Source organism: Escherichia sp. WS338, from assembly GCF_046486405.1.
GTDB classification, from domain to species: Bacteria; Pseudomonadota; Gammaproteobacteria; order Enterobacterales; family Enterobacteriaceae; genus Escherichia; species Escherichia coli.
This window is the reverse complement of record NZ_JBJQLL010000064.1, coordinates 1-12,396: the sequence shown is the minus strand read 5'-3', so window position 1 is coordinate 12,396 and position 12,396 is coordinate 1. Positions and strand designations below refer to the sequence as shown.

Genomic DNA, 12,396 nt, shown 5'->3' with positions numbered 1-12,396 from the left:
CGAAGTTGGATGCAAATGTCAGATCGTGTGCGCCTGTTAGGGCGCGGCTGGTAAGAGAGCCTTATAGGCGCATTTGAAAAACCTCCGGCTATGCCGGAGGATATTTATTATTGCGTAACCAGACGGCGCAGTCGCGACACATCCACCGTTTTTTCAGCCTCTGCCAGGCTCCAGGCGTTTTGCAGATTCAGCCACATTTGCGGCGAACTGCCGATCACCACGGAAAGTTTAATCGCCATTTCTGGCGTCAAAGCTGCTTTTCCGGTCAGCAATCGGCTTGCCGTTGAGGGCGCAATTTCCATTGCTCTGGCAAACTCGCGCAGGCTGACATTAAGTTCGTCCAGTGATTCCTGAATAATGTCCCCCGGGCGGGGATGATTGGCCATTTTCATTAGTGTCTTTACTCTCAGTAGCGTTCCTTCACCAGGAACACTATCATTATTGTTCCTTCCTACGCAACAATAATCCATTTAGCCATTTCATGTTGGAGAGTGTGTGATGCTGCGACCCAAACATGGCAGTCGCAGCAAAGGCCTCTTAGCGGCGGAAATCAATCACCATACGGCCACGGATTTTGCCTTCTTCCATCTCGGTAAAGATGGTGTTGATGTCCGCTAACGGACGCAGGGCGACTTTCGGCACCACTTTGCCTTCGGCGGCAAACTGGAAGGCTTCGGTTAGATCCTGGCGCGTGCCGACCAGCGAACCGACCACTTCAATACCATCCAGCACAAGGCGTGGGATGTCCAGGCTCATAGACTCCGGCGGCAGACCGACAGCCACAACACGACCGCCTGCTCGTACAGCATCAACCGCCGAGTTAAACGCAGCTTTAGCTACCGCTGTCACCACCGCGGCGTGAGCGCCACCGGTTTTTTCTTGCACAATTTTGGCGGCGTCTTCAGTGCGTGAGTTAATCGCTAAATCAGCGCCCATTTCGGTTGCCAGTTTTAACTGCTCATCATTGACATCAATGGCGATCACTTTGGCGTTAAAGACATTCTTCGCGTATTGCAGGGCGAGGTTACCCAGACCGCCAAGACCGTAGATAGCAATCCACTGACCGGGACGAATTTTTGACAGTTTCACCGCTTTATAGGTGGTGACCCCCGCACAGGTAATGCTGCTGGCCGCCGCCGAGTCCAGGCCATCTGGCACTTTTACCGCGTAATCGGCGACCACGATGCACTCTTCCGCCATCCCGCCATCAACGCTGTATCCGGCATTTTTAACTGAACGGCAGAGCGTTTCGTTACCACTGTTACAGTATTCGCAATGACCGCATCCTTCGTAAAACCACGCCACGCTGGCACGATCGCCTGGTTTTAATGAGGTGACACCTGGGCCAACTTCTGCCACCACACCGATGCCTTCATGGCCCAGAATTACGCCGGTTTTGTCACCAAAATCGCCATTCTTAACATGAAGATCGGTATGACATACACCACAACACTCCATTTTCAGCAGGGCTTCGCCATGTTTCAGTGAGCGCAGTGTTTTATCCGTAACGTCAACATGATGATCCTTCGTAACAACTGCAGCCTTCATAGTTCCTCCTTTTCGGATGATGTTCTGCATAGCAGGTGAGGCAAATGAGATTTATTCGCCACTACCCAGTATGGATGAGATCTGAAAAAGGGAGAGGAAAATTGCCCGGCAGCTTTCACCACCGGGCGCAGGCTTAGATGGAGGTACGGCGGTAGTCGCGGTATTCGGCGTGCCAGAAATTATCATCAATGGCCTGTTGCAGAGCTTCGGCAGACGTTTTCACCGCCACGCCTTGCTGCTGCGCCATTTTGCCAACCGCAAAGGCAATTGCGCGGGAGACTTTCTGAATATCTTTCAGTTCCGGTAGTACCAGACCTTCGCCGTTCAGGACCAGCGGCGAATACTGAGCAAGCGTTTCACTTGCCGACATCAGCATCTCATCGGTGATACGTGACGCGCCGGAAGCAATAACGCCCAGCCCGATGCCCGGGAAAATAAAGGCGTTGTTACACTGGGCGATAGGGTAGATTTTATCTTTCCATACCACTGGGTTAAACGGACTGCCAGTGGCGACCAGCGCGTTACCTTCAGTCCAGGCGATAATGTCCTGCGGTGTGGCTTCCACGCGTGAAGTCGGGTTAGACAGCGGCATCACGATCGGACGCGGACAGTGTTTATGCATCTCACGGATAATCTCTTCCGTAAACAGCCCGGTCTGTCCTGAGACGCCAATCAGAATATCTGGTTTTACATTACGCACCACATCCAGCAGTGACAGCACATCGCTGTCGGTATCCCAGTCACTGAGGTTTTCGCGCTTCTGCACCAGTTTGGTCTGGAAAGGCAGCAGGTTCGGCATCTTGTCGGTCAGCAGGCCAAAGCGATCAACCATAAAGACTTTCTGCCGCGCCGCTTCCTCGCTTAATCCTTCACGCTGAGTCTGGGCGATGATCATTTCGGCAATGCCGCACCCCGCAGAGCCTGCGCCGAGGAAGACAATCTTTTTCTCGCTCAGTTGACCACCTGCTGCGCGGCTGGCTGCGATCAGTGTGCCGACTGTTACCGCCGCAGTGCCCTGAATGTCATCGTTAAAAGAACAAATTTCATTGCGATAGCGGTTAAGTAACGGCATCGCATTTTTTTGTGCGAAGTCTTCAAACTGCAACAGTACGTCCGGCCAGCGTTGTTTCACAGCCTGGATAAATTCATCAACGAATTCATAGTATTCGTCGTCAGTGATACGCGGATTACGCCAGCCCATATACAGCGGATCATTAAGCAGCTGTTGGTTGTTCGTCCCGACATCCAGCACCACCGGAAGGGTATACGCCGGGCTGATGCCGCCACAGGCGGTATAGAGTGACAGTTTACCGATCGGAATGCCCATCCCGCCGATGCCCTGGTCACCAAGCCCCAGAATACGTTCACCGTCAGTCACCACAATCACTTTAATATTATGGTTCGGCACGTTTTGCAGAATATCGTCCATATTGTGGCGGTTCTGGTAAGAGATAAACACGCCGCGTGAACGGCGGTAGATCTCAGAAAAACGCTCACAGGCTGCGCCGACGGTTGGGGTATAAATAACAGGCATCATCTCATCAAGATGATTGTTTACCAGACGGTAGAAGAGGGTTTCGTTAGTGTCCTGGATGTTACGCAGGTAGATGTGTTTGTCGATTTCGGTTTTGAATCCCTGATACTGGATCCATGCTCGTTCCGCTTGTTCTTCGATGGTTTCGACCACTTCCGGCAGTAACCCCAGCAGGTTGAAGTTACGGCGTTCTTCCATGCTGAAGGCGCTGCCTTTATTCAACAACGGAAATTCCAGCAGTACAGGGCCAGCGTAAGGAATATAAAGCGAACGCTGTTTTTTTGTTTTTGGTTCCATGTCACTCACTCTTTTTTGAATATCCATCCCTGGGGTGCTTTTATCGTCTTTGCTTTACCGCCAGGGCGTCGGCCCCAAGTATAAAGCAGATAAAAACAAAAACACCATTGCGCAGGCAATGGTGTTTAATCGTCATTGAGGACTGATGGTTATGAATTACTTTTCAGCGGGGCGTTTTCTGCCGGTTGGGTTATTTACCACGCTGGATTTGTCACCTTCGGTAACTATTTTGCGCTGGTTAGAAATTTTATGGTCCAGTCCAAGAATATGACGTGCCTGACGGTTCGATTTCATTTTAACTCCTCAATCCTGTTGCTAGTTTTAAGGACAACATCGCCGTAGCGAAGAAACACGTGCTAAACCCCTAAATTAGGTTGCCGATCAAGCATAGCACCTTAAAGCGTAGGGTGCTGGCCACTGACCACATAATTGATCGTTTGCTGGTAGATATCACTGAGGATGTCGTTATCAGAAGCTTCCACCCATTTGGTCAGCTCCATGAGAATGTCATCTTCAGTGACAACACCGTGCTCTGCCCGAAGGCCTTGCTCAATGGCATTAACCAGAGCGGGTTCTGCTGTTGAATTTTCTGCCTGATAATAAGTAAACATAGTGATTCTCCGTGTCTGTGTATTTATGGTGTCTGCTACGGATCGCAGATTTATAAAGCACATTCAGCATGGCAAATATTTGCCGCTTCGTTGTTAAGATTAGTCCTGGTTGATGAGTTTTATATTTTAACACTATGATATTGATAGGGATTGTTATTGGTGTGAATCGATTAATATTGATACAATATCTTTTGAGTCATATATTTCCTGTTATCTATTGTGGGAATTTAATTTAAGTACAGAGATAATGTTTTCGCCGGATTTTATTCGGAATATCCTGCTTATCCTCGTGCTGTTTCTCACGTAGTCTATAATTTCCTTTTTAAGCCCACAGGAGAGCAACAATGACAATCCATAAGAAAGGTCAGGCACACTGGGAAGGCGATATCAAACGCGGGAAGGGAACTGTATCCACCGAGAGCGGCGTGCTGAACCAACAGCCGTATGGATTTAACACGCGTTTTGAAGGCGAAAAAGGAACCAACCCTGAAGAACTGATTGGCGCAGCGCATGCCGCATGTTTCTCAATGGCGCTTTCATTAATGCTGGGGGAAGCGGGATTCACGCCAACATCGATTGATACCACCGCAGATGTGTCGCTGGATAAAGTGGATGCCGGTTTTGCGATTACTAAAATCGCACTGAAAAGCGAAGTTGCGGTGCCGGGTATTGATGCCTCTACTTTTGACGGCATTATCCAGAAAGCAAAAGCAGGATGCCCGGTTTCTCAGGTACTGAAAGCTGAAATTACGCTTGATTACCAGTTGAAATCGTAAAGTGTTGCCGGATGACGCGTCAGGCGCGTGATTGCCTGATGCGTCAGCACAATCACATCAGGCTGAGAAGGGATTGTTGTGACATGGCTATGCGTTGTCGTTGTCCAACTAAACGTAGCGGAAATCACAGTATTTAAGTGACAGTGTCACGTTAAATAAAAACCCGCGAGTGCGGGCGAGAGGAATTTATCAGATTTTCAGCGGTAACACGCTGCTCATCCAGCATGGAATTTCTTCGGCGGGCAGGGGGCGGGAAAAGAAATATCCCTGAATAACGCGACAGTGGATCTTGCGTAGCATCTCAAATTGCTCTTTGGTTTCGATGCCTTCCGCCACGACGGTTAAATTGAGGCTTTGCCCAATGCTGGTAATGGCTTCGAGTAAGGCAAGGATGCGTTTTTCGGTCAGACAACGATCGACAAAACTTTTATCAATTTTGATTTCCGTTACCGGAAGACTGACTAAGCGGGATAATCCGGAAAAGCCTGTACCAAAATCATCTACCGATAAACCGATGCCCATATCGCGCAGGATCTGAATGCGCTTAAAGATTTCGGTATCGTGTTCCATCATCATGCTTTCCGTGATTTCCACCGTCAGCTGGTGGCCGTCAATACCCCAGGCGTGCATTGCATCAGATACCTGATTAGGCAGCTGATTACTGCGAAAGTGCAGCGCAGACAAGTTAACGGATAACGCCGGGATATGAATATTCTGGCTACGCCATTCTGCTAACTGACGGCAAGCTTCCGCGATGACCCAGCGCCCAATATTTTCGATTTCACCAATCTCTTCTGCGAGAGGAATAAACCGTGAAGGGGGCACATGACCATGCAGGGGATCGTACCAGCGAGCAAGGGCTTCGATGCCGTACAGTTCACCCGTTTCTGCGAAGATTTGCGGCTGATAAACCAGTTTAAGTTGGTTATTACTAATCGCTTCTTTTAGCGCTGCGCCTAAAACCAAACGCTCTTTTACCATTTCGTTCATCGCCGGGCTGAAGAACTGCCAGCCGTTACCGCCATTTTTGCGAATAAAATCCATTGCATTGTGAGCAGTGGAGAGCAGGTAATCGCGGTTTTTACCCTCGTCGTAGCTGATGCCAATGCTCAAGGTGAGCGGGAATGGTTTATCGTCAATCATTATCGGCTTGCTGACCACATTCCGTAGCTCATCGGCGATCTGGGTAATGTTACTGACATCGTTTTCCAGGCTCACGAGGACAAAAGACGCACCTTCAATACGACAGAGATACTGATCCGGTTTGAGTTTTTCACGAAAGCGATTGACCACTTCCAGCAATGCCTGATCGGTCCACGCATAGCCAAGGCTATCAATCACATCCTGAATATGGTCAACACCGATGAGATACACCACCGGAGAGACGGCTTTGTCGACCAGGTCATCGAGGTAATTGTGCAGGTTATTGCGATTTGGCAGACCGGTCATCGGATCAAATTGGATGAGTTGTTCAATATGCTGACGGCTTTTTTCCTGTTCCAGCGCCAGCGCGGCCATATGCTGGCTGATATCTGCCACGCGTTCGATAAAGGCGCTGGTTTCTGCTCCTGACGAGGTTTTAATTTGCAGGATCCCCGCAGGCGTGCCATCGCGCTGACGAATGGTCGCTGACCAGCTTTGCGCATTTTGAACTTCTGCACCGTGCGAAGATGACGCCCAGTGTATCGGCATCCCGTTGCGCAGCGCGAACAGCGAAACATGCGATTCGTTGAGAACAGATTCGATGTTACGACAAATGATTTCCCCCATTTCATGAAATGGGGGGCTGCTGCACATGGCGGCGAGAATATTGCCTTCAAGCTGGCGGATTTGCCTTTCTTCGGTGATATCCGAGAATGTCATTACCAGGTTCTGCAGATGCGCGAGCACGTCATAAACCGGGCTGATAGAGGCTTTAATCCAGATTTTTTCACCGGTGCGCGTCAACAGCAGAAATTCGTCCTGATCGCGGGCGGTTTTCCATAGCAACTGCTGTAAACGAATACGGTTATCAGCAGGGAATTCTGGAATGTTCAGGAGTGTATCGGGCTGCATACCGCTGGCTTCGTTAATGCAGTAACCAAACATTTCGGTAAATGCGCGATTGCACTGCACAATATGGCGTTCCGGATCGAGGACAATCACCGGTCGGTCGAGATGGTCAACGGCAATAATCAATTGTCGGGTCTGTTCTTTTTGCGCCATTTCTACGCTGGCATCCCGTACCAGCGCCAGGTAATAAACTTTCCCCTCGGCGCTCACTTTCGATAGCGCAAAACGGGTCCAGATTTTACTGCCGTCTTTTTTCTCCAGCTGCAGCTCCCGACTCATCCCCTCGACGCGAGCTTTACCACCTTCACGGTTGTGACGAATGTATTGAGGATGCGCAGGACGCAAATCCCGCGGAATCAGCATATCAATGTTATTGCCAATGACTTCTTCACGTTTGTACCCCCAGAGCTTCTCTGCGGCGGGGTTGAAAAACATCACTTCATCATTTTCGTTAATTAACACCGCGCCCATCATATTTTGCTCAAGGGCGGGGAAAAAAATGCCATCGGCGGCATTATCCGCATCGGTTAGCTTCATGATTACCTCTGCATCCTGGCGCATCTAAAGACTGGCTTTCCAGAGTTCAACACGGTTTCTACCTCGTCTTTTGGCGATATACAGAGCTTCATCGGCTATTTGAATGAGGCGCTCATAGTCAGGATGACCATTAAACATGGCGGCACCGATGGAAAGTGAGAGGGCAATATCCTCGCCGTTTGCGGCTTTCAGTTTGGTTTTCTCCACCCGACTGCGAATACGTTCTGCGGTACGTAACGTTTCGTTTTCCGAAGCTTCAGTCAAAACAATGATAAATTCATCGCCCCCGTAGCGGAAAACATAATCACTACTGCGGACGTTGTCATAAAAGGCCTGAGAGACTTTACGCAGAATTTCATCGCCAGTGTTATGGCCCCACGTATCGTTGATCTCTTTGAATTTATCAACGTCAATAATCAGCACTGACAGCGGTGTACCGGTCCGGTTGGCATGGGCAATTTCGCGTTTGAAGATCGTCGGCAGGAAACGGCGGTTAAGTAATTTCGTCAGGACATCCATACCGACTTCGTGGCGCGATACTTCTTCAAACAATTCACGCAGCAAGGTAATAATTTGCGATACGGTATTTCTTATCTGTAATAAAAATTTCACCCGCAAACTTCTGTTATTCAAATTCCTGGTATTACGCATGGTTTGATTGAAAATACCGTCGAAATCCTGAATCAGACGGGAGATATGGCCCACTTCGGCTATGCCGCTAAAATAATGTCGACCTTTATGGTTAAACCACAGGCCAAAATCAGCCTGGCTTAAAGGCAAACTACTGCCTAAATCAGAATCCAGCAGGACTTTATAGATAATATCTATTTCCCATGAAAGTAATGAGGCTATTTGCCGTTCTTTTTCTTCTTCGGCATTTTCCAGTAACGAGAAGATACGATAGTTTTCATCTTCCTTTGAGGCACTATTGTCACTAAAGGTAAACGCGCGGGTCATCACTTCCATAGCGATATCAATACTGTTAATCGAGAAATGGTAGACCTGAAGTTTTTCTGCGGCGGAATAATCCGAAGAGAAGATGACTGGATAGAGGATTTTTTTCAGCACCCGAAACCCCATCTCGACAATTTCTACCGGAATTCCTATGCGGGCATGCACTTCCGCAACGGTATGCTGGATTTGTATTAGCCTTTCGACATCGTCAACCTGGGCAGAAAGCACGTTAATAATCCAGCGTTCCATCGCACTTTTCAACTGCCGCTCAACTTGTTCATTACTCAAGAATTCTTCGGCATGCGGGTCGATACGGACAATTCGGTAAAACTCAATACTCAGATAATGGGCATGCGCAACGGCAATTTCCGCGGCTTTAGCACGAATGAGCGGATCTGCTTGTTCGACAAGCCCGGTCCACTCATCTTTCATTCTTTTAAAATACATCTCCATAATTCACACCCTTATAAGGCTGGGAAAGCAGACGGAATCAAAACGAAACGCAATGTGCGAGATCGACTAACTGCACCATATTCTCCTGAAATATGAAGATATACTGAAAACAAATAAGCGACTTAGGACAGTTTCAATCTACGCTACTGTTCTTCAGAAGAGTATAGCCCATCGTAATTATTTTTCGGTGACAGCGAATATCGTATGTTTTTTCATATTCATACATTTTTATTAGGGGATTTATGACTGTTTAACTAAGTGTGGTTAATTGCGTAGTTAATTTGACTTAAGTAAGCATGATTACTAGTGGGATATTTCAAGAGGGTAACAAGCCGGGGGGAAAGCACCGGCTTGTTACAAAGTAAGAATGGGAGTTTAACTGCCCCAACGACTTTGCAGATAGCTGACCGCTTGTTGAGTCTGTGGCTTATTCAGATAGTCCTCACGGAACAAGATTGTGCCGCTAATTTCTGGCACGGCATCGTTAAGATCGAGCTGCTTTTTCAGTTCCGGTACGCCGCCGTTAATCATCCAGTCTGGCTCTATCTTTGAAGGTTCTCCTACTTTATAGAAGGCGATACCGATATACAGGCGGGTCCTGGTCGGTTTAACGACATCCGCCCACCATTTTGCCAAAACGTCATAACGTGCGGCACTCCGTGAGAACGGCCAGTAAATTTGGGGAGCAATGTAATCCAGCAATCCTTGTTCCACCCATCGACGGGTGTCAGCGTAGTATTCGTCATAGGCTGCCGCGCCTCGGGTATCGGAACCGAGCGGATCGTGTGATCGGTTACGCCACACGCCTGCCGGGCTAACGCCAAATTCGACTTCCGGCTTAATGCTTTTAATAGTGTGCGATACCTTTGCAATTAACTGCTGAGTATTGTTGCGCCGCCAGTCTGCTTTTGACGCAAATGCGCCTCCGTATTTGCGGTACGTTTCGTTATCATTTAGCCGTGAACCTGGTGACTCAGTATAGAAATAGTCGTCAAACTGCACGCCATCTACCGGATAGCGGGAAACCACTTCCGCGACTATTGATGTGATCCAGTCCTGAACCTCAGGTATGCCCGGGTCGAGGACAAAGCGATCGCCGGACGTTCTGATCCAGTCGCGGTGTTGCACATAGACGCTCGCTGGTTGTTGAGACAGAGTGCTATTCAGTTCCCTGATAGTACCGGGCTTCGTATTAACCGATACGCGATAGGGGTTAAACCAGGCGTGTACTTTCATCCCACGCTTGTGGGCTTCGTCGAGCATAAATTGCAGCGGATCGTAACCTGGATTTTCACCAATCTTTCCGGTCATAAGATCGGACCACGGCAAAATTTTCGATGGCCACAGGGCGGTACCGTCCGGCTTGACCTGGAAAAAGACCGTGTTGATGCCGAGACGTTGCAGATGATCCAGTTTGTCGACCATCGCCTGTTGTTGTACACGGGCCCGGCTGGTGGGGTTACTAATGTTAACCGAGGAAACCGGTGGCCAGTCGAGGCGAGACACTGTGGCCAGCCAGATGCCACGCATCGGTTGTGACGATTGTTGCGTCGTAGCTGGTGGCTTCGAACCTGTTGGTGGTGTCACCATTGACTCTGGAGGCGTGCTTTTGCAACTACACAGTAAAAGTGCCAGTGCAACCAGTATCGCTGGTCTTCTAATCGCTAATTTCTCGTTTCGGGAGCAGATATCCATATGTGCTGGTTTCCGGTAAACAGATGTGCGCTCATTCTCGTACTTATCCCGGTTAAGTCAATACGACAGCAAGCACGAAAAAGGGAGCGATGAATTATCGCTCCCTTATCTTATAACCATTCAGACATGGTTAGTGTTTCTTGTCATTCATCACAATATAGTGTGGTGAACGTGCACGCGGGTGCAGGAAGAAGTGACCTTTTGGTGCGTTCTGACTGTTGATTGGCTCCAGAGTGACGCCGGTATTCGCTTTGCTTTTACGATCATGAACAGCATAGAGAATAAAGGGCAGGGCAAGTACCACCAGGAAACTAACGACCAGTAATTCAACATACATATCGGTAGAGTCACCCTGGATGTTATCCGGCGGCAGGAAGGAAACAATAAACGCCATAATTGAAGTCAGCAGACCGACAATAGCCACGACCAGTTTCACCCCTTTACCACCAGGGATATTAAATGTGCGTTTTAAGTCAGGATGTTTAAGAACCAACACAATGTAGCCAATAAACAGCATGAAATAAGCACACAGATAAATCACCACCGTCAGCGCCAGTGCGATCAGGAAGGACATGTTGTTACCGCCACCGGTATTGGTGAGGATGATCAACGCGGTAGAAGTAATCACCAGCTGCGAAATGACCAGCGTTACCGGTACGCCATTTTTGTTCATTTTAGCGAATGCCGCTGGCAGCAGGTTTTTCTGCGCTGTGACATACATCCCGCGAGAAGGACCAACAATCCAGGAAGCGATTTCCGCCAGAACACCCAGCAACAGCAGTGCGGAGATCACGCGAACCGTCCACTCAATTTCCGGTGCCACATGTGACATCAGAACGGTAAAGGTTTGCATTACCCCTGCGGAGAGGTTGATTTCATTACCCGGAATGACCATCGCAATAGACAAACCGCCAACAGAGCTTAAGCAGATTGCCGCCACCATCAGCAGTAACATAGCCAGTGGATAGTCGCGCCCTGGATTGCTCATTTCATTGACGTGGGTTGCGGAAGCTTCAACGCCCATATAACTCAAAATGAAGGCAACAAATACAACCAGGGTGCCCACTTTAGAGAAGTCAGGGAAGAAGGTCTTCGAATCCATTTCGATAGCAACGGGGGCACCGGAGTGCAGATAAATAGCCGCTAATGCGATCAAAATAAATGCAGGTAACAGGATACCGGCGAAGAAGCCAACTTTAGCAATTCGCGCCGTGTATTTCGTGCCACCAAACTGCGTTAATGCCAGCGCCCAAAGAATGATGAGTGCTGCAATAGTTTTGGTAATGGGGTCTTCATTCAGCGCTGGCCATTTCAGGATGTAGGAGAGTGCCCCTAACACGAAATAGAGCATCGGAATAAAACCAATGGCGATTTGCAGATAGCCAAATGAGATCGCTGCAAATCCCCATCTCGGCCCCAGAGTATTTGATACCCAGGCGAAGACGCCACCTTCTTCCCAGCCGTCGACGGTAGCCATTTCCGCAGCACAAAGTCCCACGGGAATAAACCATAAAATCCCGCCTAATAGCAGGAAGAAGACTAATGAAAAGCCCGATGTTGCGAAGGTAGGGTATTCATAAACAGCCATTACCATCGATGCCGTTATGGCAAAAAATCCGAGTAATGTGAGCTGCTTAGCTTTACCTGTCTGTACTGATGTAGCCATATTATCCCCCTAAAACGGTATTCCTGTCGGAACCGCACCTGTTTTGTTCTGAAGCGTATTCAGAACAATATTTTCCGTTGCTAATGCCAGTGAACAGACTTTGGAAATTGTCCCGAAACGGCTTCGTTTCGGGACACCGTTACCGTTAAACGTTATCAGGTGTGTTTAAAGCTGTTCTGCTGGGCAATACCCTGCAGTTTCGGGTGGTCGCTGAGATATTTCAGGGAGGCTTTGTAGTCTTCCAGCAACAGTTCAGCAAAGTCCATTTCGAAG

Annotated in this window: 11 protein-coding genes; 1 reads left to right on the top strand and 10 read right to left on the bottom strand. The window is 48.7% G+C overall.

Annotated elements, in window-relative coordinates:
* Positions 1 to 107: 107 nt before the first annotated feature.
* The 5 genes from ACJHWT_RS24505 to bdm all read right to left on the bottom strand — a co-directional run bounded on the left by ACJHWT_RS24505 (position 108) and on the right by bdm (position 3,990).
* On the bottom strand, positions 108 to 392 hold the full coding sequence (locus ACJHWT_RS24505) for a HigA family addiction module antitoxin (protein ID WP_000781370.1): 285 nt from the start codon (positions 390 to 392) through the stop codon (positions 108 to 110).
* 145 nt (positions 393 to 537) lie between these two features.
* Entirely contained in the window at positions 538 to 1,548 is a 1,011-nt protein-coding gene (gene adhP, locus ACJHWT_RS24500; protein WP_000642407.1) for an alcohol dehydrogenase AdhP, read from the bottom strand.
* A gap of 133 nt (positions 1,549 to 1,681) precedes the next feature.
* Positions 1,682 to 3,379: a malate dehydrogenase gene (gene maeA, locus ACJHWT_RS24495; RefSeq protein ID WP_000433462.1), complete on the bottom strand. Its 1,698-nt coding sequence runs from the start codon at positions 3,377 to 3,379 to the stop codon at positions 1,682 to 1,684.
* Positions 3,380 to 3,535: 156 nt separating this feature from the next.
* The gene (sra, locus tag ACJHWT_RS24490) at positions 3,536 to 3,673 is read right to left on the bottom strand and encodes a stationary-phase-induced ribosome-associated protein (RefSeq protein ID WP_000841554.1); all 138 of its coding nucleotides are present in this window, start codon (positions 3,671 to 3,673) and stop codon (positions 3,536 to 3,538) included.
* Positions 3,674 to 3,774: 101 nt separating this feature from the next.
* Entirely contained in the window at positions 3,775 to 3,990 is a 216-nt protein-coding gene (gene bdm, locus ACJHWT_RS24485) for a biofilm-dependent modulation protein (RefSeq protein WP_000495766.1), read from the bottom strand.
* 344 nt (positions 3,991 to 4,334) lie between these two features.
* Between bdm and osmC the strand changes: the two genes are divergently transcribed.
* Positions 4,335 to 4,766, top strand: a complete 432-nt coding sequence (osmC, locus tag ACJHWT_RS24480; protein WP_000152305.1) for a peroxiredoxin OsmC — start codon at positions 4,335 to 4,337, stop codon at positions 4,764 to 4,766.
* A 189-nt stretch (positions 4,767 to 4,955) separates the two neighbouring features.
* On the opposite strand, the gene dosP is transcribed toward osmC, so the two are convergent.
* From dosP to ACJHWT_RS24455, 5 genes are all read right to left on the bottom strand, one after another.
* Positions 4,956 to 7,355, bottom strand: coding sequence for an oxygen-sensing cyclic-di-GMP phosphodiesterase DosP (gene dosP / locus ACJHWT_RS24475; RefSeq protein ID WP_021539151.1), 2,400 nt, complete (start codon positions 7,353 to 7,355; stop codon positions 4,956 to 4,958).
* 24 nt (positions 7,356 to 7,379) lie between these two features.
* Positions 7,380 to 8,762: a diguanylate cyclase DosC gene (dosC, locus tag ACJHWT_RS24470; RefSeq protein WP_000426268.1), complete on the bottom strand. Its 1,383-nt coding sequence runs from the start codon at positions 8,760 to 8,762 to the stop codon at positions 7,380 to 7,382.
* 375 nt (positions 8,763 to 9,137) lie between these two features.
* Positions 9,138 to 10,457 (bottom strand): family 10 glycosylhydrolase, encoded by a 1,320-nt coding sequence (locus ACJHWT_RS24465; RefSeq protein WP_025492067.1) that lies wholly within the window; start codon positions 10,455 to 10,457, stop codon positions 9,138 to 9,140.
* Positions 10,458 to 10,587: 130 nt separating this feature from the next.
* Positions 10,588 to 12,123: an acid resistance gamma-aminobutyrate antiporter GadC gene (gene gadC / locus ACJHWT_RS24460; protein WP_000246027.1), complete on the bottom strand. Its 1,536-nt coding sequence runs from the start codon at positions 12,121 to 12,123 to the stop codon at positions 10,588 to 10,590.
* A 155-nt stretch (positions 12,124 to 12,278) separates the two neighbouring features.
* Positions 12,279 to 12,396: hypothetical protein (locus ACJHWT_RS24455; protein WP_000385785.1), on the bottom strand; the 118-nt coding region annotated here is incomplete at its 5' end.

Excerpts from the sequence above, each read along its gene's own strand:
- adhP (WP_000642407.1), bottom strand. The coding sequence starts at position 1,548 with ATGAAGGCTGCAGTTGTTACGAAGGATCATCATGTTGACGTTACGGAT.
- osmC (WP_000152305.1), top strand. The coding sequence starts at position 4,335 with ATGACAATCCATAAGAAAGGTCAGGCACACTGGGAAGGCGATATCAAA.
- dosP (WP_021539151.1), bottom strand. The coding sequence starts at position 7,355 with ATGAAGCTAACCGATGCGGATAATGCCGCCGATGGCATTTTTTTCCCC.
- gadC (WP_000246027.1), bottom strand. The coding sequence starts at position 12,123 with ATGGCTACATCAGTACAGACAGGTAAAGCTAAGCAGCTCACATTACTC.
- ACJHWT_RS24465 (WP_025492067.1), bottom strand. The coding sequence starts at position 10,457 with ATGGATATCTGCTCCCGAAACGAGAAATTAGCGATTAGAAGACCAGCG.
- bdm (WP_000495766.1), bottom strand. The coding sequence starts at position 3,990 with ATGTTTACTTATTATCAGGCAGAAAATTCAACAGCAGAACCCGCTCTG.
- ACJHWT_RS24505 (WP_000781370.1), bottom strand. The coding sequence starts at position 392 with ATGAAAATGGCCAATCATCCCCGCCCGGGGGACATTATTCAGGAATCA.
- maeA (WP_000433462.1), bottom strand. The coding sequence starts at position 3,379 with ATGGAACCAAAAACAAAAAAACAGCGTTCGCTTTATATTCCTTACGCT.
- sra (WP_000841554.1), bottom strand. The coding sequence starts at position 3,673 with ATGAAATCGAACCGTCAGGCACGTCATATTCTTGGACTGGACCATAAA.
- dosC (WP_000426268.1), bottom strand. The coding sequence starts at position 8,762 with ATGGAGATGTATTTTAAAAGAATGAAAGATGAGTGGACCGGGCTTGTC.